The sequence below is a fragment of the Flavobacterium sp. genome (assembly GCF_013823965.1).
Lineage (GTDB): Bacteria > Bacteroidota > Bacteroidia > Flavobacteriales > Flavobacteriaceae > Flavobacterium.
In genome coordinates this window covers 1-24,668 of sequence record NZ_PNNA01000094.1, presented here as the reverse complement: position 1 = coordinate 24,668, position 24,668 = coordinate 1, and the positions used below count along the sequence as shown (strand labels likewise).

Sequence of the window (24,668 nt, the reverse complement as noted above, 5' to 3'; positions counted from 1 at the left end):
AATTATGCAATCATTAATAGGAACAGGTGTCGCTCTAGCAACTCCTTTTAAAACAGATTTTTCAATTGATACGGAAGCATTGACAAGAATAGTAAATTTTTCCATTGATGGCGGTGTGGAATATCTTGTGGTTTTGGGTACAACAGCTGAAAATGCAACGATGTCACAGACCGAAAGAGAATTTGTGATCCAGACCGTGGTTGAAGCCAACAATGGAAGATTGCCGTTGGTACTTGGAGTGGGAGGAAACAACACGATGGAAGTTGTCGAAGAATTAAAAACGAGAGATTTGTCTAAATTTGCCGCGATTCTTTCAATATCTCCATATTACAACAAGCCTACTCAAGAAGGAATTTACCAACATTTTAAAGCAGTTGCGGAAGCCTCTCCAATTCCTGTTATTTTGTACAATGTCCCTAGTAGAACAGGAAGCAACGTTTTGCCGTCAACAGTGATGCGATTGGCAAATGATTTTAAAAATATTGTGGCCATCAAAGAAGCTGCCGGAGACATGATTCAAGCATTGCAATTGTTAAAAAACAAGCCAAAAGATTTTATGGTCCTTTCTGGCGATGACATGATTGCTTTACCAATGGTTTTGGCTGGCGGTTCAGGCGTTATATCTGTAATTGCCCAAGGTTTTCCAAAAGAATTTTCCGAAATGATGCGACTTGGCTTAAACCGAAAAGTAGATGATGCTTTTAAATTGCAATACCTTTTTTCAGATTGTATTGACATGATTTTTGAGCAAGGAAATCCCGCAGGAATCAAGGAAGTGTTCAAATCACTGGGAATAGCAGAAAACACGATTCGATTGCCATTGGTAAACGTGGATGAATCATTGTCCAATAGAATTGATGATTTTGTAAAAAAAATCAATAAATTGACCTAAAAAACCTCCCTTTTTTAATAAAAAAATATATTTTGAAGTGGCTAAATTAATACCTAAATTTGCCACCGAAACTTCAGTATGGTTTTATGAAAGTTCTGGCTATCTGTTAAATCATAAAAAAAGTAAATAAAAAAATGAAATCGAAGATTCACGAACTCAAAAATAAAACCAATATAATGGTGGGTAAAAAATTAGTATCGCTATTGCTTCTTCTTGTTCTTTTCGCTTCTTGTAGTGAATATCAAAAAGCGCTAAAAACTGAAGATGTTGCCGTAAAGTTTGAGATGGCAACTAGATTATATGATGCCGGAAAATATAATGATGCAATCAGGCTTATTGAACAAATAGCTCCAGCTTATAGAGGAAAACCACAAGCCGAGAAATTGTTTTACATGTTTTCGCAATCCTATTATAAAACAAAACAATATTATTTGGCAGCCTATCAATTCGAAAGTTTTGTTTCAGGATATCCAAAAAGTGAAAAAATCGAAGAATCAGCTTATTTAGGAGCCAAATGTTTTTCAATGCTTTCACCAATATATAGTTTGGATCAAGTCGACACTTACAAAGCAATAGACAAATTACAGGCTTTTATAGATTCATATCCCAATTCGACCTATTTGCCGGAAGCCAACAAAACATTGAAGGTTTTAAATGAAAAAATAGAGAAAAAAGTCTACGAAAACGCTAAACAGTACAATACTATTATGGAATATAAAGCTGCAATGGTAGCTTTAGACAACTTCGTGGCTGATTATCCAGGAACACCATTAAAGGAAGATGCCCTTTTTTATAAATACGACTCGGCTTATCAATTGGGAATAAACAGTATTCCTGCAAAAATGGAAGAGCGATTGAATGTTGCAGTAACAGCTTACAATAGTTTGATGAAATTCAAACCGGACACCAAATACAAAAAGATTGCGGACGAAATGATGGTTCGAATTGAAACAGATTTAAAAAAAATCACTAAATAAACAAAGTCATGGATTTAAGAAAGACGAATGCTCCAGTAAACACGATAACTTACAATAAAAATGTTATCGAAGAGCCTACAGGAAATGTGTACGAGGCGATAACAATTATGGCTAAAAGAGCAAATCAAATCAATTCTGAAATCAAAAAAGAATTGACCGAAAAACTAGAAGAGTTTGCTACATACAATGACAGCCTTGAAGAAGTTTTCGAAAACAAAGAACAAATCGAGGTTTCTAAATTCTATGAAAAATTGCCTAAACCACACGCTTTGGCAGTTCAAGAATGGCTTGATGGTAAAATCTACCACAGAGACGCAAACAAATAATATTTATAATGTCAGCTTTAAGCGGAAAGAAAATTTTACTGGGAGTTTCCGGTGGAATTGCAGCTTATAAAACAGCTACATTAGTTAGACTATTCATAAAAGCAGGTGCACATGTCCAAGTGATAATGACACCTGCTTCTAAGGATTTTATAACACCACTTACCTTATCTACCTTATCCAAAAATCCGGTTTATTCCAGTTTTTACGACGAAAGTGAAGACAACGAAAAATGGAATAGCCACGTAGAACTGGGACTTTGGGCCGATTTGATGCTTGTGGCTCCCGCAACCGCAAACACCTTGTCTAAAATGGCCAACGGAATTTGCGACAACCTATTAATTGCAGCTTATTTGTCGGCAAAATGTCCGGTTTACTTTGCGCCCGCAATGGATTTGGACATGTATATCCATCCTTCTACATTAGAGAGTTTCAAGAAATTGGAACAATTTGGCAACACCATGATTCCTGCCGAAAGCGGAGAACTCGCCAGTGGCTTGTCAGGCGAAGGCAGAATGTCCGAACCGGAACATATCGTTGCTTTTCTGGAAGCCGATTTAGAAAGTAGATTGCCTCTTAAAGGCAAAAAAATACTCGTTACTGCAGGTCCAACATACGAAGCAATCGATCCCGTGCGTTTCATAGGAAATCATTCTACCGGTAAAATGGGATTTGACATAGCGCAAAGTGCGGCAAATCTTGGCGCTTCGGTGATTTTGGTTTCAGGTCCCACGCATTTGAAGATGGAAAATAGTTTGGTAAAAATGGTTTCCGTGGTTTCCGCCCAAGAAATGTACGATGCCTGCCATCACTATTTTGACAGCGTTGACGTGGCGATTGCAGCAGCAGCGGTTGCCGATTATAAACCAAAGAATGTTGCACCAAATAAAATTAAAAAAGAAGCTGATGATTTTTCAATAGAGCTCGAAAAGACCAAAGATATTTTGGCTTCGTTGGGCAAAAACAAGAAAAACCAGTTCTTGATTGGGTTTGCATTGGAAACTGAAAATGAAATTGAAAATGCTAAGTTGAAAATCCAGAAAAAAAACCTAGATTTGATTGTTCTTAATTCTTTGCAGGATGAAGGAGCCGGTTTTGGGAAACCAACCAATAAAATCACTTTTATTGATAGTAATTTCAAGGTAGAACCAATGGAATTAAAATCGAAAGAAGCCGTTGCCGATGATATTTTAAACAAAGTAATAGCCCATTTTCATGAATAAAATACTTGTTTTTTTCTTGTTGCTCACAGCTGGATTTGCTCATTCACAGGAGTTAAACTGCACCGTGACGGTAAACACGCAAAAATTGGGTAATGCCAATCAGCAGGTTTTCAAGACACTTGAAACTTCCTTGAATGAGTTTGTAAATCAAACGAACTGGACAGGACAAGTGTTCAAGCAAAATGAAAAAATCAATTGTTCGATGTACATCACTATTTCATCCAATAATTCAGATCAATTTGTAGCCACGATTCAGGTGCAATCCTCCAGAATTATTTATAATTCCTCTTATGCTTCTCCAATCTTGAATTTTAATGACAAAGATTTTAATTTTAGATATACAGAGTTTGAAAATCTTATTTTTAATCCAGCCGAATTTGAATCCAATCTGGTTTCGGTGGTTTCATTTTATGCTTACGTAATTTTAGGAATGGACGCTGATAGTTTTGTGCCAATGTCCGGTGATTCCTATTTCGAAACCGCCCAAAACATAGCAAATGTTGCCCAACAATCTGGAAACAAAGGCTGGAGCCAATCTGACGGCAACCAAAACAGGTATTATTTGATAACCGATTTAGTGTCTCCAACATATAAGGAAGTGCGTCAATCGGTATTTCAATATCATTCAGGTTTAGATTTGATGTCCAATGACATGAAAACAGCCAAAGAAAAAATAAAATTGTCACTGCTTAATTTAGGGAAACTAAATGCAATAAAACCAAATGCTTTTTTGACCCGAGTGTTTTTTGATGCCAAATCAGACGAGATAGCTTCCATATTTTCTGGAGGTCCAAGTATTTCCATTACAGATTTAGTTGATGTTTTGAATAAAACATCTCCCCTAAATTCCAGTAAATGGGCTACAATTAAGTATTAATTGATTTTCAAATCACGGCTTAACCTCTTTTTTATAAACATAATATATAGATGATAACTTCCCTATCAATAAAAAACTATGCTTTAATAGAAAAATTGTCCATCGATTTTTCAAAAGGTTTTTCGATTATAACGGGAGAAACGGGCGCAGGAAAATCCATAATATTGGGTGCTTTGGGATTGGTTTTGGGAAAAAGAGCCGATTTGACTTCCTTGAAAAACAAGGAAGAAAAGTGCGTCATAGAAGCCCAATTTGAAATCTCGAAATACAATTTGCTCCCTTTTTTTGAAGCCAACGATCTGGATTACGAAGACGAAACCATCATTCGTCGCGAGATTTTGCCTTCGGGAAAATCGAGGGCGTTTATCAATGACAGTCCCGTAAATCTCCAAGAATTGCAGGAGTTGAGTTTGTTTTTGATAGATATTCACTCCCAGCACCAAACCCAGGAACTTTCGGAAGAGAAAGTCCAATTCGAAATTATTGATGCCATTGCCGACAACCAATCGCTTATTTTGGAGTACCAATCTCTTTTGAAAAGTTATAAATCGGATAAATCCAAACTGAATTCGCTTCTTAAAAAACAGGCTGAATCTGCCAAGGAACAGGAATACAATACTTTTTTATTGGATGAATTAGTGACAGCCCAATTGAAATCTGGCGAACAAGAAACGCTGGAAGCCGATTTCGAGAAATTGAACAATGTCGAAATCATAAAAGAATCCATAGATAAATCTTTGGCCGTGGCCAATGAAGAACAAATAGGCGTGTTGCATAATTTGAAGGAAATCAAAACTTCGCTGCAAAAAATCGCCTCGTTTTCGCCCGAATACAATGCACTTTTGGAACGAATTTCAAGTGTGACCATTGAATTTGACGACATTTCCGGTGAATTGAATCGATGCTCGGAAAAACTTTTTAACGACCCCGAACAATTGGAATTCATCAACCAGAAGTTGCAATTGATTTACAATTTGCAAAAGAAGCACCAAGTGGCCACGGTTGACGAATTAATCCAAATCCAGACGAAATTGGAAAATTCGGTATTGGAATTGGGGAACATGGGAGAGGAAATCGCGACTTTGACCGATTCCATCCAACAAAAAACAATTGCTTTGGACGCTTTGTCCGAAGCCATTCACGAGAAAAGAGTGGAAGCAATCCCGGTTTTGACAGAGAAATTGACCAGTATTTTGGAAACCTTGGGGATGCCCAATGTGCGTTTTAAAATGGATGTCGAAAGCAGTTCCACTTATTTCGAAAACGGAAAAGACGAACTCCAGTTTTTGTTTTCTGCCAATAAAGGAACCGATTTTGGTTTGTTGAAAAAAGTGGCTTCCGGAGGAGAAATGTCCAGAATTATGCTGGCCGTAAAAGCCATATTGGCGCAGTATTCCAAGTTGCCAACACTTATTTTTGATGAAATCGACACAGGCGTTTCCGGTGAAATTGCTAATAGAATGGGAGAAATCATGAAAGAAATGAGCCAAAAAATGCAAATATTCGCCATTACGCATTTGCCGCAAATAGCGTCGAAAGGAATGGCGCATTTCAAAGTTTCAAAATCCACCGTTGGAGAGGACACGCAATCAGAATTGAAATTGTTGTCTGACGAGGAGCGTGTGATTGAAGTTGCGCAAATGTTGTCCGGCAATGTTATAACGGACTCGGCATTAAACCATGCAAAAGCCTTGTTAAACTAAAGAAATGCTTTATATTTGTGCTCTTTAAAAAGAAGAATCGATTATCCGAATTTAAATAACGAATAACCATATATGATTATAGAACCTAGAATGCGAGGATTTATTTGTTTGACAGCCCACCCAGAGGGATGTGAACAAAATGTAAAAAATCAAATTGAATACGTACAATCAAAAGGAAATATTGAAGGAGCGAAAAAAGTGTTGGTCATTGGAGCTTCAACCGGATTTGGTTTGGCTTCGAGAATCACGAGTGCTTTTGGCTCTGGTGCAGCCACGATTGGCGTGTTTTTTGAAAAACCTCCTTTGGAAGGCAAAACCGCATCACCAGGTTGGTATAATTCGGCAGCATTTGAAAAAGAAGCCCATAAAGCAGGATTGTATGCGAAAAGCGTCAACGGGGATGCTTTTTCAAATGAAGTAAAAAAACAAACACTGGACTTGATAAAAGCCGATTTAGGTCAGGTAGATTTGGTTATTTACAGTTTGGCTTCGCCAGTTCGTTTGCATCCGGTTACCGGAGTTTTGCATCGTTCGGTTTTGAAACCTATTGGAGCTACTTACACCAACAAAACCGTTGATTTTCATACAGGATTGGTTTCTGAAATTAGTATCGAGCCTTGTCAAGACGAGGATATTGCCAATACAGTTGCCGTAATGGGTGGCGAGGATTGGGCCATGTGGATGGATGCCTTGAAAGCTGAAAATCTTTTGGCACCTGGAGCTACCACGGTGGCTTATTCTTATATTGGACCATCGTTGACCGAGGCTGTGTACCGCAAAGGAACCATCGGTCGTGCAAAAGACCATCTGGAAGCGACGGCTTTTGAAATTACCAAAAGTTTAGCCGATGTTCAAGGAAAAGCTTATGTTTCGGTGAACAAAGCATTGGTAACCCAAGCCAGTTCGGCCATTCCGGTTATTCCTTTGTATATTTCTTTGTTGTACAAAACAATGAAGGAAGAAGGAATCCACGAAGGATGTATCGAACAAATTCAACGTTTGTATCAAGACAGATTGTTCACCAACGAAGCCGTTCCCGTGGATGAAAAAGGAAGAATCCGTATTGACGATTGGGAAATGCGCGAGGATGTTCAAGCTAAAGTGGCTAAACTTTGGTTGGAGGCCACAACGGAAAGTTTACCTGCAATTGGGGATTTGGAAGGATACAGAAATGATTTCTTGAATTTGTTCGGATTTGAATTGGAAGGTGTGGATTACAAGGCGGACACCAACGAAATGGTGGGGATTGCCAGCATTGCTTAACCAGCAAATACTCTTAAAAATATACTAATATTGAGAAACCATCACGTTCTTCGTGGTGGTTTTTTTTATGAATATAAATAAGTAGGTTTTATTTTTGAAAAAAGGCTCCAATTATATAAAAAACGTAGACTTGACTTTTCAACTTACACACTCTTTGGGATAGTGTCTAATGTTGGGTCATTCAATCGGCCGTTCATTAGTATAAGTCTTGCTTCGGCGAGGTTATTTCTAAATTTACATTAACCATACTGGTTTTCTTTTAATAAAAATTCTTAATGAATCTTCTGCTCTTTTGTAACTATCTTTATTAAGGATAATACTTTTTATTAAATTTCTATATTTGACAATTTTGGTTTCTTCATTTTCAAAATAAGAACCATCTACACTATGATATTCATTTATAATATATCTTAATTTTATTTTATTGTTTCTTAAAATAATTATTTCATCATGTAAAGAGGCTGAAGTTGAGTTTTCATCTATATACCAAAATTCCCCTCTCTTGTCATTTAAATTATATGTGTTAAAAAAACTAATTATATTATTTTTTTCACTTTCCGTAAATATTATGGTGTCTTCATATTTCAAACCAAAGTGATTTAAATACAACTTTTCATTTTTCAAATCGATTGTGATTCTTTTTTCTATAATAAATTTTATATTATTTGTGTTTTTATCATAATAATTGGTTTTCTCTGAACAAGAAACCGTAAATAAACCTAATAAAATCAATGCTTTAATTATTTTATCCATATGGATACAATTTTATTGAAATTTCTCCAACCATAATTTACGGGAAATGATCCAGTGTTTTGGGGAGAGTAATCAAATTTAAATACTTTAGGATAATCTTCACTAAATTGTGAAGTTGCTCTTTCTGTATAAGTTTGAAAATTTTAAATCTCCCAGCTGTTCCGAGCAGTAAATCTTCAACGGCTTGTGTGAGGATCTTGCTCGTGCTCACAAACAAAATGAAAGTAAATATAAATAAAAAACTACAACTTTTTAAAACTATAATTTAATTTGTTTGCTTAACTTTTTGTGAATCTATGCTAAGAGTAAGTATAAATATGTAAACCTATTTTAGGACAATACATACTCTTAAAAATATACTACTATTGAAGCCATCACGTTCTTCGTGGTGGTTTTTTATGGATAATATAGGTTAGCTTTTTTAATGCAAAAAGCCACATTTTTTTTACGAATGTGGCTTTTGATGTTTATTTGCTCAATTAATCTTAATTTCTGGCACGAACAACATAATGGACTAGAATTTAGTATTGATTTCCTTCTTTCAGTTCTTGTTCTTTGTAATATTCCTGTAAAATGAAAAAGGCTTTCTTTTTATTGCCATACTCATCAATCAGTCCTTTTCGATTAAATCCATTCTGGTATTCCGGATTATTTCTTTTTGGAGATTTAAAATCAACAAGAATCCAAGGACTAACACCAACATAGTTTTTTGGGAATCTGTTTTTGAACATGTCTATTTGTTCTTTATAAAACCATTCTTGGTACTCCTCGCTAAAACGGCTTTCTTTGCTGTCATTAAAACCAGTTTTTGCTTCCGCACCGGTTTCACTGATAAAGAAAGGTTTCTTGTACTTGCTTCCCCATTCTGCTGTTTTGCAACCGTCTGGCGTTGAGCCATACCAGCCAAGATATTCGTTCAATGAGACAATATCCGTATATTCTCCCAAAGGGTCATCGACATAATTGACGCCTGAGTTGTACCTAACTTCCAATGCCGCAGAAACAAGCCTTGACGGATCCAAAGCTTTTACATTTTTTACCAACGTGCTCATGAATAGATTTCTCTTTTCACTCACCGGAGTTTCATTGCCCACAGACCAAATAAATACCGACGCCCTGTTCCTGTCGCGTGCAATCATTTCTTTTAATTGCTGCTGCGCCTTTTTAAGCACTTCGGGATTGCCAAAATCAATAGTCCAGTATACGGGAATTTCATCCCATACCAGAATTCCTAGTGAATCTGCCGCACGAACCATGTTTTCATTGTGGGGATAATGCGAAAGGCGCACCATGTTGCCATGGAGCTCTTTTACATAGCCAAACAATTTTAGCGCATCCTTCATGCTGTGCGCACGTCGTACTTCAGGAATTACTTCTTCATGCAGGCAGATTCCTCGTAAAAAAAGGTCTTTGCCATTAAGCAAAAGTCTTTCCCCGTCCACTTTTATTATGCGAAAACCTATTTTGTCGATCAAATCAGCATTTTGGTTTTTCAGATGTACATTGTACAATTTTGGATTCTTCGTGGACCATAGACTCAAATTCCTTGCGTTAAAAGCAATTGCCACGGAATCTCCATTCACCTTGAACTCCTTGTTTACTTTCAATTCTGGAATTTCGATGCGAATTTTGCCATTTGCAACCGATTCGTTCAGTTTTAACCATCCTTTAATCTGCCAATTATTACTTTTTTTAGCTGCAGAGACATCCGTTTTTTCATCCAACTGAATATGGTATTGTTGTATAAACTGCTTGGGTAAAATAAGTAGTTTTACGTCCCTGGTAATGCCTCCATAGTTCCACCAATCGGTATTTGTAGTTGGGATTTCATCTACAAATCGTTTGTTGTCGATCATCACAACAAGGTTGTTGTTTGTGTTTTTCAGCAACTCTGTCGGTACTTTAAAATTAAAAGGAGTAAATCCCCCTTTATGTATGCCGAGTTTTTTTCCGTTGAGATATACGGTGGCTTTATAATTTACGGCTCCAAAATAAATGTACGCTTCTTCGGCGGTATTCATTTCGGGCTTGTCAAAAGATTTACGGTACCAGACAGTGCCTTCATAATATTTTAATGCTTCTACCTGTGAATTCCAATCTCCTGGAACTTGGATACTGTATTGATCACTATACCCGTGCTCTGTCCAGTCACTTTTCTTTTTGAGTGCCGGCACGTTCCAATAAGCACCTGGATCATTTTCTTTTTTTTCTTTTAAACGGTAATCATAAGCCCCTGTTTCATAAGGATCGACTATATAATGCCATGTTCCGTTTAGCGAAATTGATTTTCTGCCGTCAGTGTTTATTATGAGGTTTTCCTGCGCTGTTGCAAAACAGATTGTAGATAAATAAAGTAGTATTGTAAGTTTGATTCTCATTGGGCAATTGTTTGTTGGTTTATGCTGTTATATAAATAATTATAATGTTTTTTAAGCTTGATTTTATAAATGTAATGAAAACACTTATAATTCACAAAAACTTTTTGCATATAAACTCAATTTATAGGTTAAATTTTATTACAGTTCACTAATCTGTTTGAAAACAATAAAATACGATTGTTAGATGATTTTTGTACATTTTATGAGTTTGGCTGTCGGTGGTTAGTTGTGAATAGGGCAGGAAACAAGGAAGCTTAGCTAGAGCATCTCTTCTTTCAATAATGTTTGTTTTTTTGGCGGCTAGATGAAGCAGAAACTCTTAAAAATATACTAATATTGAGAAACCATCACGTTCTTCGTGGTGGTTTTTTTATGGATAAAGTTTATCTTTGTTAAAATTTTTGAATAAAACTGTTACACCTATACTATACATTTATGTTGTTTTCTTTAATCATACCTGTTTACAATCGTCCTGATGAAGTGGATGAACTTTTGGAGAGTTTGGCACAACAAGATTATACCGAAAATTTTGAAGTGGTAATAATCGAAGACGGTTCGTCATTGCGATGTGACGAAGTGGTTCGCAAGTATGCGGGTAAACTGCATTTGGCTTATTGTTTCAAAGAAAACTCGGGTCCGGGAGATTCCAGAAATTATGGAATGAGAAAGGCAAAAGGGGATTATTTCATTATTTTCGATTCAGATTGTATCATTCCTCCCAATTATTTGACCGAAGTTTCCAAAGCGTTGGCAGCAAATTACGTGGATTGTTTTGGTGGGCCGGACAAGGCTTTGGACAGTTTCTCGGATATTCAAAAAGCAATCAATTTTGCAATGACTTCCTTTCTTACCACTGGTGGAATTCGTGGTGGTTCGGAGAAAATAGACAAATTTCAACCCCGAAGTTTCAATATGGGATTGTCCCGAAAAGCATTCGAAGCGTCCAATGGTTTCGGAAACATCCATCCCGGAGAAGATCCCGATTTGTCCATCCGATTGTGGAATTTGGGTTTTGAAACCCGATTGTTCTCCAAAGCATTCGTTTACCATAAAAGAAGAATCGATTGGGAAAAATTTACCATCCAGGTGAATAAATTTGGAAAAGCCCGACCAATTCTCAACAGTTGGTATCCCCAATACAACAAGCTCACTTTTTTCTTTCCATCGGTTTTCATGATTGGATTTGCATTTGCCTTGGTTTTGTTGGTTTTTAATTTCGATTTATTGCTTCAATTGTATTTTGGGTACTTTTTGGCACTTTTTTTGGTGTCAACTTACCAGAATAAAAGTTTTAAAATTGGGATGTTGTCCATCAAGGCTGTTTGGAAACAATTTTATGGTTATGGAACGGGTTTTTTGGAATCCTTCGTCAAAATCATCATTCTGAACCAAAAACCGGAAGAAGCATTTCCAGAGTTGTTTTTCAAAAAATAACATGACAAAAATAATTGGATTAACGGGAGGCATTGGCAGTGGAAAAACCACGATTGCCAATCATTTTATGGCAGCAGGTATTCCGGTTTACATTGCCGATGATGAGGCTCGAAAAATCACGCAATCGGCAGAAATAATAAAAGAAATTAAAGACTTATTTGGCAATGCTATTTTTGAAAACGGCATTTTGAATCGGGAAAAACTGGCCCAAATCGTGTTTAGTAATCCCGAAAAATTAAAATTACTCAATTCCATAATTCATCCTGTCGTAAAAAAACATTTCGATAATTGGGTTCTGGATCACAAAAATAATTCATTCGTTATTTATGAAGCCGCAATTTTATTTGAAAGCGGGAGTTATAAGAATTGTGACAAAATAATAACGGTTACCGCACCATTGGAAACAAGAATTCAAAGAGTGATTCAAAGAGACAAAACTACCCGTGAGCAAGTTTTGAAACGCATAAATGCACAATGGAATGACGATCAACGCATTGCCAAAAGTGATTTTGTTATTGAAAATCAAACGCCCGAAATTACAAAATCAGAAGTGGGTAAAATTCTTAAAATTTTGAATATTCAATAATTTGGGACTTTGTTGTTAATCTTTGGTTAATTTATTATTAATTATATTGTTAAAATACTAATTTTGTATCGATGAGTAAATTGTTTTTCAAAATATTGGTTTTGCTGATGAGCTTATCCTTGATAGGGATAATTTTGGTTCAAGTTTATTGGTTCAATACCTCGTTTAAAAATAATGATGAGCAATTTAAATTCCATGTGAAACAGGTTATGGGAAATGTAGCCAATAAGCTTCAACAAAAGGAAGCCTATACCTTTCTCGATAGATATAATAAATATAAAGACAGCACTGGAAAAATTCCGCTAAAGAATGATTTGCTGGAGTTTTATTATGTTCAGAAAAATCATGAAAACAATACAACTACCGTATATTCTAGTAGCATAGTAACGGAAGATTACGATATAGCTGCGACGTTCTTTGATAAAAAATTCGATAGCGTAAAATTTAAAAGCTTCAATTCCAAGCGGGTTACCGAAGTTTACAACAACAATAAAATTGATAATTCGAGCATTCAACAAGACTTGGTTCCTGATGTGAAGACTGAAAAATCAGGTAGTTTAGACGTTTTGGATAAAGCCCAGTTTGAAATTTTCTTTAAGGATATTGCTTCCACAATGCCGTTGCAAGAAAGAGTTTCGAAAGAGACTTTGCAGAAGCTCTTAAAAAGTGAATTGGAAGAATATGGCGTCAACACACGATTTGAGTTTGGGATTTACAGCACTGGTTTGGCTACAAAAGTAAAATCGGATAGATTTAAATATGATAAAAACAACACCTATTCCATTCCAGTATTTTCTGATAATGAAGGAAATAACAAATATCAATTATTAGTTTCATTTCCTCAAAAGAAGAAGTTTTTGCTTACGGATCTTATGGGAATAACGTTATTGTCAATCATTTTTACACTGATTATTATTATTGCTTACACGAGTGCATTGAATCAATTGATTCGGCAACGTCATATATCTGAGATAAAATCAGATTTTATCAACAATATGACGCACGAGTTTAAAACGCCTATTGCAACCATAAATTTAGCTTTGGACGCCATTAAAAATCCAAAGATTATCGAAGACAAGGAAAAGGTTCTTAAGTACCTTCAAATGATTAAAGACGAAAATAAACGGATGCATGCACAAGTTGAAAATGTATTGCGAATTTCCAAATTAGAGAAAAAAGAATTAGACATCAGCAAGGAATCGACAAATATTCAAGAAGTCATTGAAGATGCCATTGAGCACGTAAACTTGATATTAGAAGATAGACAAGGAACAATTACCAAACATTTTGACGCAGTTAGAACAAGTGTATTAATAAATGAAGTTCATTTTATAAATGTAATTGTAAATATATTGGAGAATGCCATAAAATATTCGCCAAATGTCCCTAAAATAGATGTTTTCACTGAAAACGCTAAAGATTTTGTTCTTATTAAAGTCAAGGACAACGGAATAGGAATGAGCAAAGTAGCCCAAAAAAGAGTTTTCGAAATGTTTTATCGAGAACATACAGGAGATTTGCACGACGTGAAAGGCCACGGATTGGGGTTGGCTTATGTAAAAAAGATTATAGATGACCACAACGGTCAAATTTATGTTGAAAGTGAGAAAGGTAAAGGAAGTACCTTTATTATAAAAATACCATTAATAAATTAAGATATGGAAAATGTAAATAAAAGAATACTTTTAGTAGAAGATGACTTGAATTTTGGAGCCGTGCTAAAAGATTATTTGATGTTGAATGATTTTGATGTCACTTTGGCCAAAAATGGAATGGAAGGTTTCGAAAAATTTAAAAAAGACACCTATGACTTGTGTATTTTGGATGTAATGATGCCCTATAAAGATGGCTATACCTTGGCCAAAGAAATCAGGGAAAAAAATCAAGAAGTGCCAATTATTTTTTTAACGGCAAAATCCATGAAAGAGGACGTGTTGAAAGGATACAAGGCTGGAGCTGATGATTATCTCAATAAACCCTTTGACTCAGAGGTGTTGTTGATGAAAATCAAAGCAATAATTCAAAGAAAATCTTCCGGAACAAAAGCAGAACCGGTGCAATTTGAATTTAATGTTGGTGAATTCCATTTGAATTCTAAACTTCGTTTTCTTACATATAAAAATGAAGAACCAGTAAAATTATCTCCTAAAGAGAATGAATTATTAAAAATGTTGATTCTGCACGAAAATGATTTGATGCCTAGAGAATTGGCTTTGACAAAAATTTGGAGAGACGACAATTATTTCACTTCAAGAAGTATGGACGTTTATATTGCCAAATTAAGGAAATATCTAAAACTGGATACCAATGTGGAAATTCTAAACATTCACGGCGAAGGATTTAGATTAGTAGTGAAAAATAAAGCACTAGCATAAAAAAAAGCTTCAAGAAATTGAAGCTTTTTTTGTTTAAAACTTCCAACTTTTTTCAAGTTAGGAAGTTTTAAAATTTTATTTCAAATTGAGTTGTAAGGCAAAACAGGTTTTTTCTTCTTTTGTAATACTGAAAATCATGGAATCTGCGTTCGTGTTTTCGTGAATGACAACCTTGTCTTTTAGCGATAATTCTTTTAAGAAATTCATTTCAAAACTTTCAATTTTTTGTTTAAAAAGCAATTTTTCGTCTACAAAATCCAGGCACCATTCCAAATATTTAACATTGTTCACGTGATTGACAATGTCTAAATCAGATAGGGCAACAGTTTTTGCAAATACGGATTCCTTTTCATTGTTAAAGTTGATTTTGGAGAAAGGTATTTCAGTCGCTTTTAGTTCTGGATACAATTTAAAATGTGCAAATGGCAAAGCCAAGGCTTCCGGTCGCCTTATTTTAGTATTGAAAACAGCCCAAAAAGTTTCGCAACCCACCATTTTCTTCCCGTTGACATACAATTCCAAGGCACGAACGGAACGGGAATTTTCGAGCGTGTTGATCCAGGTTTTTACAGTTACAACATCTTTCCATTTTGGCAATTCCTCTATTTCAACACGCATTCGGCTCAAAACCCAAGCTTGATTGAATTCCTGCATGTCCGAGAAACTAATTCCACCAACTTCGGAATGTGCCGCAGCGGTCAATTGCAAAATATTGCACAAATCAGTGTATTTTAAAAAACCATTGGGAAGACATTGGGTGAAATTAATTTCCCAATCTTTGCTGAATATGGATGTGAAATTTTCTGCTATTGGCATTTTATTTCCTGTTTAAATTTTTGAATTTCTTTTATGTATTCGATTATTTCCTGTCTATAAGTCAAATAATCAAACCACTTCGTTGCTTCATTTCTTTTGAACCAAGTGAGTTGACGTTTGGCAAATCGGCGGGTGTTTTTCTTGATTTCTTCAATGGCAAATTCCAGTGAAATTTCACCTTCAAAATAACTAAATAATTCTCGATAACCCACAGTTTGCAAGGCATTCAGGTTTTTGTGTGGGAATAATTTTTTGGCTTCCGCCAATAAGCCTTCGTTCATCATGATTTCCACGCGCTGGTTGATTCGGTCGTAAATCACGCTTCTTTCGGCTTCCAATCCAATAAGGATGGGAGTGAAGTTTCGGGTGTTTTTCTTTTGGTTCAAAAAGGAAGAATAGGGTTTTCCGGAACCAATACAAACTTCCAAGGCGCGCATCATTCGTTGTGGATTTTCTTTGGCAACGACTTCAAAATAATTGGGGTCTCGTTTTTCTAATTCGGTTTGCAAATATTCGATTCCAAATTTTTCATAGTTGGAAGTCACTTCCTCCCGAATTGAAGCATCAATCTCGGGAAAATCGTCAAAGCCTTTCAAAACTGCGTCCACATACAATCCGGAACCACCAACCATCACGACATAATCGTTGGTTTGGAATAATTCATCAAGTTTGGCAATAGCTTCTTTTTCGAAATCGCCAACGGTATAATTCTCAAAAATCGATTTGTTTTGGATGAAATGATGGTGTGCTCCGGCCAATTCTTCGGTTGTGGGAACTGCAGTGCCAATTTGCATTTCCTTGAAAAATTGTCGGCTGTCACAGGAAATAATGTCACAGTGGAAATGTTGTGCCAAGGCGATGCTCAAGGAAGTTTTTCCTATGGCTGTTGGTCCAACAATGGTAATTAGGTACTTCATGATTAATTTGCTGCCAAAGGATACCCGCAATGATAACAAAATTTTGCGTTTGGATGATGATTAGCCGTACCACAATTTTCACATTTGTTCTTTTCGGGTTCTGTTTTGTTGATGTTTGTTTTTGCAAATTCGGCAGTTACTATTCCTGTGGGAACGGCAATAATTCCGTAACCTAATATCATGACCATTGAGGCGATGAATTGTCCCAGAGGAGTTCCGGGAGAAATGTCTCCATAACCCACGGTTGTCAATGTTACAATTGTCCAATAAATGCTAGTTGGAATACTGGTAAATCCATTTTCTTCACCTTCGACCACATACATTAACGAGCCGATAAGAATAGTGCTGATGAGAACAAAATAGAGAAAAACAGTGATTTTTCCCCTGCTGGCTTTCAGTGCTTTCAATAAATGAAGAGATTGTCCCGTAAATTTTGGATGATTTAATATTTTGAATAATCGCAATAATCTAAGAGCGCGAATTATCGAAAAAACCTTGGAACCCACCACAAAAAATGATAAATACATGGGCAAAATGGCAATCAAATCGATTATGCCGAAGAAGCTAAAAATGTATTTTCGGGGTTTATCGATGGTGGCAATTCTCAGGATGTATTCAAGGGTAAAAAATCCGGTGATAATCCATTCGAGAAGAATGAGTAATTCGTGGTATTTTTCATCAAATCCTTTTACGGTTTCGAGCATTACCAAAAAAACACTCAAGAGAATCAGGCCCAAAAGAATCAGGTCGAATAATCTTCCGGCAGCGGTGTCAGTTCCATAAATTATGGTATGGATTCTTTGCCTAATATTGTTGAATCTTGATTTTGTTTTGTGCATAAAGCCAGAAAATTTGAAGTTAAAAATTCACAATCTTTATTGCTTTTGCCTTTCGAATATAGCTTTGAATACTATTTCGAGTATCGCGATTATTTTGCATCGGAATGATGATGTTTCTTAAAATCTCGATGGTGTTGATTTGGTAATTCAAATCATAAAAGGCATATCCTTTATAAACGCCTTTTTCTACAAAAATGACACTGCGCTCCGTAATGGTGCGTCCCCTGTCTAAAATTGCCAATGTTTTATTGTCAAATAAATTCTTTTCTATAAAGGCCTGAACACGTTCGTTATATTCCAATGCGGAGATTTTTCCAACACAAGCACCATCACATTCGTTGATTGTGTGTTGAAAACAATGCGTTTTGTTTTCATCTAAACCAGTCAATTTTTGGCACAATTGGTAATGGGAATTAATGCGAAACAAAGCATCTTTTCCTTCTTGTTGCGAGGTGTATGATTTTATTTCCTTTTTTCTCTTATCCGCCTTTTGCAATTTTAAATTCAGGTAACCATTGGCATCTTTTTCGGCATAAATGGCCCATGAAAAATTGCTTTTAGGTGACATTCGATTATAAATGGGCCTATGAATTTTGATTTCTTCGGCTTCTTTCAAAAGTGCAATCAATTCGCTTCCAGTTTCTTCGTAAGTGACGGTAAAAACTTCGTTCTGTATTTTTTTGGCACTTTTGGTAATTCCCGTAAAATGCTGGTTGACTCTTTTTCGAATGTTTCGGCTTTTGCCAACAAAAATAATGTTGCCATCTTCTCGATGAATGTAATAAATTCCCGTTTTTGATGGTAAACTCTCGACAATGTCCATCAATTTTGGAGCAATTCCTTTTTGGATTTCAAATTTGATGAGCTCTTTGACAATTTCTTTGTTCAAATCTTTGTCCAAAAGCATTTTAAACAATTTCACGGTTGCCATGGCATCGCCACTGGCACGATGTCTGTCGGCCATTGGGATTCCTAATGCACGAACTAATTTACCCAAACTGTGAGAAGGTTGTTCGGGCAATAATTTTTTGGATAATTCGACAGTACAAAGTGTTTTTACATTAAAATCATAGCCCAAACGGCGAAACTCTGTGCGAAGAATTCGGTAATCGAAATCGGCATTGTGAGCCACAAGAACGCAGTCGTTCGTCATTTCGATAATGCGTTTGGCTACTTCAAAAAACTTGGGTGCCGAGCGCAACATGGCATTGTTGATTCCCGTCAATTTCACTACAAAAGGTTGAATCGGGATTTCGGGATTGACCAAACTGATGAACTGGTCCACGATTTCGTGACCGTCAAATTTATAAATGGCAATTTCCGTAATTCCTTCTTCGTTGAATTGTCCTCCGGTAGTTTCTATGTCAAGTATTGCGTACAAAATAAGTGTTCGGTGTTCAGTTTTTAGTGTTCAGTTGCTCAATCTGAAGTCAAAAATCGTTAATCTTCAATCAAAAATCAAATTCGTCCTCCAAAGATACTACTTCCTATTCGAACCATCGTGCTTCCACATGCTATGGCGAGTGGATAATCGCCGGACATTCCCATTGAGACAGTGTTCAGTTGGCAGTTTTCAGATTTCAGATTCTTATGATTGTCGAAAATTGATTTCAAATGCGTGAATTCTTTTTTGATTTGGTTTTGGTTTTCCGTAAAAGTCGCCATTCCCATTAATCCCACGATTCGAATGTTTTTCATTTCCTGAAATGTTTCAGAAGCCAGAATCTCATCCAATTCTTCTTCATCAAGTCCAAATTTAGATTCTTCTTCGGCGATATAAATTTGCAATAAACAATCAATAATTCTATTGTTTTTTTTGGCTTGTTTGTTGATTTCCTCCAATAATTTCAAGCTATCCACGCCGTGAATCAAGCTCACGAACGGTGCCATAAATTTTACCTTGTTTGTTTGGACGTGACCAATCATGTGCCATTCGATGTCTTTTGGCATTGCTTCCCATTTCTCGACCATTTCCTGGATTTTGTTTTCGCCAAAAATGCGTTGACCTGCATCGTAAGCTTCCATCAAATCAGTAATGGGTTTGGTTTTGGAAACGGCAACAAGTGTCACGTTTTCAGGTAATGTGGATTTTATTTTGAGGAGGTTTTGTGCGATTGACATATTTCAATTGATAATTGATAATTGATAATTAACAATTTTAAAAATTATCAATTATCAATTATCCTTTTTTAATTATTAGGTAAACTGTTTCGAAATTTTCTCCGCTTTTTTACTTTCACTATAATCATAGAAACCTTCGCCAGATTTCACGCCCAATTTTCCGGCGCGAACCATATTAACCAATAAAGGACAAGGAGCATATTTCGGGTTTTTGAAACCGTCGTACATCACGTTAAGAATTGCCAAGCAAACGTCCAATCCAATAAAATCAGCCAATTGCAATGGTCCCATCGGGTGTCCCATTCCGAGTTTCATCACGGTGTCAATTTCATAAACGCCGGCCACTTTGTTGTACAAGGTTTCAATGGCTTCGTTAATCATGGGCATCAAAATTCTATTGGCAACAAAACCGGGATAATCGTTGACTTCCACGGGAGTTTTGCCTAGTTTTTCGGACAAAGTCATAATGATTTTTGTCACTTCGTCACTGGTGTTGTATCCGCGAATGATTTCGACCAATTTCATGATTGGCACTGGATTCATGAAGTGCATTCCGATAACGCGTTCCGGATGAGCCACAACCGCACCAATTTGCGTGATGGAAATGGAAGAAGTATTGGTTGCCAAAATCGTATTGTGCGAACAAACTTCGTTCAATTGCTTGAAAATATTCAGCTTTAATTCCACGTTTTCAGTGGCTGCTTCAACAACCAAATCCACGCCAACCACACCATCTTTGATGTCGGTATAAGTGATGATATTGTTGATGGTCTTGAATTTGTCTTCTTCAGTAATGGTGCCTTTGGTGACCATTCGGTCTAAATTGGCAAAAATAGTTGCCATTCCTTTATCTAATGATTTTTCGGAAACATCAATCAGTTTTACGGCAAAACCACTTTGCGCAAAAGTATGTGCAATTCCGTTGCCCATTGTTCCTGCTCCGATTACGGCTATTGTTTTCATATGTTTTGGTTATAAAGTCTAAAGTTTCAGGTTTAAAGTTACTGGAGAACTTTAAACCTGAAACTTTAACCCATTTTATTTATTTCTTGAAACAGTCAATAATTTGGTAAGCCACACACAATGCTTCCGTTGCTTGTTCTAAAGTTACAATAGGAGTGGTGTCATTGTTGATGGCATCGGCAAAGGATTCCAATTCGTCCAAAATGGCGTTGTTTTGTTCCACTTCGGGATTGGAGAAATAGATTTGTTTTTTTACGCCTTCGGCATTTTGCAGGATAATATCAAAATCTCCGGGAATTTCCGGAGCGTCTTTCATTTTTACGACCTCACATTTTTTCTCCAAGAAATCTACAGAAATGTAGGCATCTTTCTGGAAGAAACGTGATTTGCGCATATTTTTTAGGGAAATTCTACTGGCAGTCAAATTGGCAACGCATCCGTTTTCGAATTCGATTCGGGCATTGGCAATATCGGGCGTTTCGCTAATTACGGAAACTCCGCTGGCGTGAACTTCTTTCACTTTAGAATTGACCACGCTCAAAATCGCGTCAATGTCGTGAATCATCAAGTCTAAAACCACGGGAACATCGGTGCCACGAGGATTGAATTCAGCCAAACGATGCGTCTCGATAAACATTGGATTTTCAATCATGTCCTTGGTTGCCTTGAAAGCAGGATTGAATCTTTCTACGTGGCCAACCTGACCTTTTACATTAAATTCCTTGGCCAAGGCGATAATTTCTTCGGCTTCGGCAACGGTATTCGAAATGGGTTTTTCTATAAAGATGTGTTTACCGGATTTGATGGAAACTTTGGCGCATTTATAATGGGAAAGGGTGGGAGTGACAATGTCAATCACGTCAACGGCGTGTATTAAACTGGCTATGGTGGAGAATTGTTTGTATCCAAATTCTTTGGCTACTTTTTCGCCGTTTTCTTGGTTTTCGTCATAAAAACCAACTAATTCGTATTTTTCAGATTGTTGTAATAATCGTAAATGTATTTTTCCAAGATGTCCTGCACCTAAAACTCCTACTTTTAACATAAAAAAAGATTTTTAACAAATGTATAATTTATTTGTTTATTGTCTAAAGTTTGGGGTTTAAAGTTTTGGAATTTGTTACTTGATTTTTGGGATTTTAAAGTTTATTTTTACCAAAATAATTTATTGTAAATTTTGAAAGACACTGCCAAACATCAAGGACTTCGTAATCAATTAGTAACTCTTTTGAAAGAGAAAGGAATTGTAGACAAAAGTGTTTTGGAGGCCATCGGTAAAATTCCAAGACATCTTTTCCTGAATTCCAGTTTTGCCGATTATGCTTATCAAGACAAGGCTTTTCCCATTGGAGCTGGCCAAACCATTTCGCAACCTTATACGGTGGCTTTTCAAAGTCAATTATTGGAAGTGAAGAAAGACCACAAAATTCTCGAAATCGGAACTGGTTCCGGCTATCAAACGGCAGTTTTGTGTTTGATGGGAGCCAAGGTTTTCAGTGTTGAAAGACAAAATGAATTGTTCAAACAGACTTCTATTTTATTGCCAAAATTAGGAATTAGGCCCAAACATCTTTCTTTTGGAGATGGATATAAAGGTTTGCCCAATCACGCTCCTTTTGACAGTATTATCGTTACGGCCGGTGCGCCAATAATTCCGCAAGCCTTGATGGCACAACTCAAAATTGGAGGTAGGCTTGTTATTCCGTTGGGAGAAGAAAATCAGGTAATGACCTTGCTAATCAGAAAAAATGAAACCCAGTTCGAGAAGCACGAATTTGGAGATTTTAAATTTGTGCCTTTGTTGGAAAATAAAAATTAAAACAAAATCCCGCAATTGCGGGATTTTTATTGACCAATTATTTCGAGATAACGCTCCAAACTTTCTTTCTCGGTTTGAGCAATAAACAAGAGAAAATCTTCTTTGTTGTTTTTGGTTTGTGCGGTTTCCAGTGCATTGTAATATTGCATTTGGTTTTCGTAATCGCCTTTTATATTGGCAATCACATAGCCGTTCTGCAACAAGATCAAGTTCATTGCCAAACGCGAAGTTCGGCCATTTCCATCAATAAATGGATGAATGGTCACCAAACGTTCGTGAAGTTCTGCTGCCAAAACTATTGGATGCAAATTTTTTTTATTGGTTTCATGCCAAATAAAAAAGTCTTCCATTTCCTTGGAAACCAAAAATGGTTGTGGCGGCAGAAACGAACTTCCTTTTATCATCACTTGGACTTTTCGGTAACGTCCTGCATCTTCAGAATTTATGCCTCGTAAAATCAGGTTGTGAATAGCTAATACTTCACGCTCGGTCAAAGGCGTATTCTTTTCCGTCAAATGCTTGATATAAGCAATCGCTTCCTGATGGTTGATGATTTCCAGGTGTTCTCGCATACTTTTTCCTGAAATGGTCAAGCCTTCATTGATAACCAAATCGGTTTCGCGAAGCGTCATGGTGTTTCCTTCGATGCGGTTGCTTTCAAAAGTGTATTCAAGTTCCAATGCTTGTGTGATTCTATGGCTGTCAAACTGGCGAAATTGGTCTAGTTTTGCTTTCAAAATGTCTATTTCTTCCAGAAGAAGCGACAGGTTTTTGGATAATGATTTTTTGACCGCAAGACTACTATTTTCCATTTCTTGACGAACCAAGTTGATGGCTTTCAAGGCAAAATCATCTTGGCCAATTTCGTAAATGATTTTTTCTTTTAACCAAGTCACCATCAAGGTTTCAAGGTCAATCTCAAGCAGTGAGGCCAATTTAATTACTTGATCTTTTGTTGGTTTTCTTGACCCATTTTCAAACTTGCTGATTAAGGCTTGGTCTATTCCTAAAAGTTGTGCCACTTCTCTTGTTTTGAATCCTTTTTGCTCTCTTGCATTTTTGAGTAGTGTTTTCATTGTAACGAATTTACATTGTCTTGACAAATTTAGTCCTAAGTCTTTGAAAAAAACTTCCAAAACATTTCAAAAGTTATTTTTTGGAAGTAAAATTTAAAAAGATTTTTTTATTCTGTCTAGATCGCGCTTGGTATCTTGTTCTTTTAAAGACTCGCGTTTATCGTAGGTTTTCTTTCCTTTGCAAAGTCCAATTTCGAGTTTGGCCATTCCTTTTTCGTTGGTAAACAATCTCAAGGGAACGATTGTCAAACCTTTGGCTTGGACATTTCTTGCCAGTCCTTTTAATTCTCTTTTGTTCAGTAAAAGTTTGCGTTCACTTCTGGTTTTGTGGTTGAATTGATTGCCAAAAGCATATTCTTCAATGTAAGTATTGATTGCAAAAAGTTCCGTTCCATTAAATTCACAAAAACTTTCCGTGATATTGGCTTTTCCTAACCGGATGGATTTTATTTCGGTTCCGGCCAAAACAATTCCAGCCGTAAATTTTTCGATTATTTCATAATCGAATCGGGCTCTTTTATTGAGTATGTTTATTGTTTTTAGCATGGGATGACAAATGTAGATACAAATGAACGAAACACCAAAGAATTATATAAAAATGCCATAAATTTGCAATATGGAAAAGCCGTTATCAAAAGATCCGCTTCACGGAATCACGTTGCAAAGAATTTTGGAACAACTTGTCGATTTTTATGGGTTCGACACTTTGGGTGAATTGATAAAAATCAAATGTTTTACCGATAATCCAAGCATAAAATCGAGTTTGACTTTCTTGCGGAAAACAGATTGGGCCAGAAAAAAAGTAGAGGAATTGTACCAGCGAACAATCCCGAAATTAAAATCTAATTGATGCGATACGAGACCATGACGCCACCGCGATAAGGGAGCCATTCGCCACTTTTGTTGAAGTCTTTCGCTTTTTCATATCGTTCACCACTACTTATGTAATAGCCTTTGTAAAAACCTTGATGTGATCCACCACCAAGAAAGCAATCCAACATAAATTTATCATTTATCTTCGTTTGGTAACCTATTGTGACTCCCATAACATATCCAAATCCTTTTTCGTATAAATCCGTATTTAAATAATTCCATTTTTGAAAATTAAAAATAGTGGCACCCACATGTCCTCCAACATAAAAACCATTAAATTTTTCGTGAAAATGGTATCTGTATTCTGGAATGAAAACATATAATTCTGCTGGTTTTCCTTTTAAAGATTTCCAAAAAGAGGCTGTAACATCAAATTGAAGAGTCGATTTTTTTCCAATACTGGTTTCTATTCCCACATTTGGAATAGTCAATAGAGTTGTTAATGCGTTCGCTTTTATAT

The 24,668-nt window shown here is 36.3% G+C and carries 25 protein-coding genes; 13 read left to right on the top strand and 12 right to left on the bottom strand.

Annotation, left to right across the window (positions count from 1 at the left end):
• Positions 1–4: 4 nt before the first annotated feature.
• From dapA to fabV, 7 genes are all read left to right on the top strand, one after another.
• On the top strand, positions 5–892 hold the full coding sequence (gene dapA, locus C0430_RS11065) for a 4-hydroxy-tetrahydrodipicolinate synthase (protein WP_290869820.1): 888 nt from the start codon (positions 5–7) through the stop codon (positions 890–892).
• A 134-nt stretch (positions 893–1,026) separates the two neighbouring features.
• Positions 1,027–1,869, top strand: a complete 843-nt coding sequence (gene bamD / locus C0430_RS11060; RefSeq protein ID WP_290869811.1) for an outer membrane protein assembly factor BamD — start codon at positions 1,027–1,029, stop codon at positions 1,867–1,869.
• Between the two features lie 8 nt (positions 1,870–1,877).
• Positions 1,878–2,195, top strand: coding sequence for a DNA-directed RNA polymerase subunit omega (locus C0430_RS11055; RefSeq protein ID WP_290869807.1), 318 nt, complete (start codon positions 1,878–1,880; stop codon positions 2,193–2,195).
• 8 nt (positions 2,196–2,203) lie between these two features.
• On the top strand, positions 2,204–3,415 hold the full coding sequence (gene coaBC / locus C0430_RS11050; RefSeq protein WP_290869803.1) for a bifunctional phosphopantothenoylcysteine decarboxylase/phosphopantothenate--cysteine ligase CoaBC: 1,212 nt from the start codon (positions 2,204–2,206) through the stop codon (positions 3,413–3,415).
• Positions 3,408–4,292, top strand: a complete 885-nt coding sequence (locus C0430_RS11045; RefSeq protein WP_290869800.1) for a DUF4835 family protein — start codon at positions 3,408–3,410, stop codon at positions 4,290–4,292. The genes coaBC and C0430_RS11045 overlap by 8 nt, the downstream gene beginning before the upstream one ends.
• Before the next feature lie 50 nt (positions 4,293–4,342).
• Positions 4,343–5,995 carry a DNA repair protein RecN gene (recN, locus tag C0430_RS11040; RefSeq protein ID WP_290869797.1) on the top strand — a complete coding sequence of 551 codons (1,653 nt, stop codon included), beginning with the start codon at positions 4,343–4,345 and terminating at the stop codon, positions 5,993–5,995.
• A 72-nt stretch (positions 5,996–6,067) separates the two neighbouring features.
• Complete coding sequence (gene fabV / locus C0430_RS11035; RefSeq protein ID WP_290869793.1) at positions 6,068–7,258, top strand: enoyl-ACP reductase FabV; 1,191 nt, start codon at positions 6,068–6,070, stop codon at positions 7,256–7,258.
• 234 nt (positions 7,259–7,492) lie between these two features.
• On the opposite strand, the gene C0430_RS11030 is transcribed toward fabV, so the two are convergent.
• Together C0430_RS11030 and C0430_RS11025 are read right to left on the bottom strand one after the other, a co-directional pair.
• Positions 7,493–8,011: a hypothetical protein gene (locus C0430_RS11030; RefSeq protein ID WP_290869790.1), complete on the bottom strand. Its 519-nt coding sequence runs from the start codon at positions 8,009–8,011 to the stop codon at positions 7,493–7,495.
• Between the two features lie 521 nt (positions 8,012–8,532).
• The gene (locus C0430_RS11025; RefSeq protein ID WP_290869789.1) at positions 8,533–10,389 is read right to left on the bottom strand and encodes a glycoside hydrolase family 2 TIM barrel-domain containing protein; all 1,857 of its coding nucleotides are present in this window, start codon (positions 10,387–10,389) and stop codon (positions 8,533–8,535) included.
• Positions 10,390–10,824: 435 nt separating this feature from the next.
• Here C0430_RS11025 and C0430_RS11020 point away from each other — a divergent pair, with 435 nt between their 5' ends.
• From C0430_RS11020 to C0430_RS11005, 4 genes are all read left to right on the top strand, one after another.
• Positions 10,825–11,823, top strand: coding sequence for a glycosyltransferase (locus tag C0430_RS11020; protein WP_290869785.1), 999 nt, complete (start codon positions 10,825–10,827; stop codon positions 11,821–11,823).
• Between the two features lies 1 nt (position 11,824).
• Positions 11,825–12,409: a dephospho-CoA kinase gene (gene coaE, locus C0430_RS11015; protein ID WP_290869782.1), complete on the top strand. Its 585-nt coding sequence runs from the start codon at positions 11,825–11,827 to the stop codon at positions 12,407–12,409.
• A 71-nt stretch (positions 12,410–12,480) separates the two neighbouring features.
• Positions 12,481–14,064, top strand: a complete 1,584-nt coding sequence (locus C0430_RS11010) for a HAMP domain-containing sensor histidine kinase (RefSeq protein WP_290869779.1) — start codon at positions 12,481–12,483, stop codon at positions 14,062–14,064.
• 3 nt (positions 14,065–14,067) lie between these two features.
• Positions 14,068–14,784, top strand: coding sequence for a response regulator transcription factor (locus C0430_RS11005; RefSeq protein ID WP_290869775.1), 717 nt, complete (start codon positions 14,068–14,070; stop codon positions 14,782–14,784).
• A gap of 75 nt (positions 14,785–14,859) precedes the next feature.
• On the opposite strand, the gene C0430_RS11000 is transcribed toward C0430_RS11005, so the two are convergent.
• From C0430_RS11000 to C0430_RS10970, 7 genes are all read right to left on the bottom strand, one after another.
• Positions 14,860–15,600 (bottom strand): acyl-ACP thioesterase domain-containing protein, encoded by a 741-nt coding sequence (locus tag C0430_RS11000; RefSeq protein ID WP_290869771.1) that lies wholly within the window; start codon positions 15,598–15,600, stop codon positions 14,860–14,862.
• Positions 15,591–16,517, bottom strand: a complete 927-nt coding sequence (gene miaA / locus C0430_RS10995; RefSeq protein WP_290869768.1) for a tRNA (adenosine(37)-N6)-dimethylallyltransferase MiaA — start codon at positions 16,515–16,517, stop codon at positions 15,591–15,593. Before miaA ends, C0430_RS11000 begins: the two co-directional genes overlap by 10 nt.
• 2 nt (positions 16,518–16,519) lie before the next feature.
• Positions 16,520–17,356, bottom strand: a complete 837-nt coding sequence (locus tag C0430_RS10990; protein ID WP_290869765.1) for an ion transporter — start codon at positions 17,354–17,356, stop codon at positions 16,520–16,522.
• 19 nt (positions 17,357–17,375) lie between these two features.
• Entirely contained in the window at positions 17,376–18,737 is a 1,362-nt protein-coding gene (locus C0430_RS10985) for an exonuclease domain-containing protein (RefSeq protein WP_290869762.1), read from the bottom strand.
• Between the two features lie 77 nt (positions 18,738–18,814).
• The gene (locus C0430_RS10980) at positions 18,815–19,477 is read right to left on the bottom strand and encodes a YggS family pyridoxal phosphate-dependent enzyme (RefSeq protein ID WP_290869759.1); all 663 of its coding nucleotides are present in this window, start codon (positions 19,475–19,477) and stop codon (positions 18,815–18,817) included.
• Positions 19,478–19,552: 75 nt separating this feature from the next.
• Positions 19,553–20,440: a 3-hydroxybutyryl-CoA dehydrogenase gene (locus C0430_RS10975; protein WP_290869756.1), complete on the bottom strand. Its 888-nt coding sequence runs from the start codon at positions 20,438–20,440 to the stop codon at positions 19,553–19,555.
• Positions 20,441–20,519: 79 nt separating this feature from the next.
• Positions 20,520–21,485: a Gfo/Idh/MocA family oxidoreductase gene (locus C0430_RS10970; RefSeq protein ID WP_290869753.1), complete on the bottom strand. Its 966-nt coding sequence runs from the start codon at positions 21,483–21,485 to the stop codon at positions 20,520–20,522.
• Positions 21,486–21,617: 132 nt separating this feature from the next.
• On the opposite strand from C0430_RS10970, the gene C0430_RS10965 reads away from it, so the two are divergent.
• The gene (locus tag C0430_RS10965) at positions 21,618–22,259 is read left to right on the top strand and encodes a protein-L-isoaspartate(D-aspartate) O-methyltransferase (RefSeq protein ID WP_290869750.1); all 642 of its coding nucleotides are present in this window, start codon (positions 21,618–21,620) and stop codon (positions 22,257–22,259) included.
• 26 nt (positions 22,260–22,285) lie between these two features.
• Here C0430_RS10965 and C0430_RS10960 read toward each other — a convergent pair whose 3' ends face one another.
• Positions 22,286–23,335, bottom strand: coding sequence for a Fic family protein (locus C0430_RS10960; RefSeq protein WP_290869747.1), 1,050 nt, complete (start codon positions 23,333–23,335; stop codon positions 22,286–22,288).
• A 93-nt stretch (positions 23,336–23,428) separates the two neighbouring features.
• Positions 23,429–23,881 (bottom strand): SsrA-binding protein SmpB, encoded by a 453-nt coding sequence (smpB, locus tag C0430_RS10955; protein WP_290869743.1) that lies wholly within the window; start codon positions 23,879–23,881, stop codon positions 23,429–23,431.
• Between the two features lie 70 nt (positions 23,882–23,951).
• On the opposite strand from smpB, the gene C0430_RS10950 reads away from it, so the two are divergent.
• Positions 23,952–24,185, top strand: a complete 234-nt coding sequence (locus tag C0430_RS10950; RefSeq protein ID WP_290869739.1) for a VF530 family protein — start codon at positions 23,952–23,954, stop codon at positions 24,183–24,185.
• Here C0430_RS10950 and C0430_RS10945 read toward each other — a convergent pair.
• Positions 24,178–24,668: DUF3575 domain-containing protein (locus C0430_RS10945; protein WP_290869736.1), on the bottom strand; the 491-nt coding region annotated here is incomplete at its 5' end. The genes C0430_RS10950 and C0430_RS10945 overlap by 8 nt on opposite strands.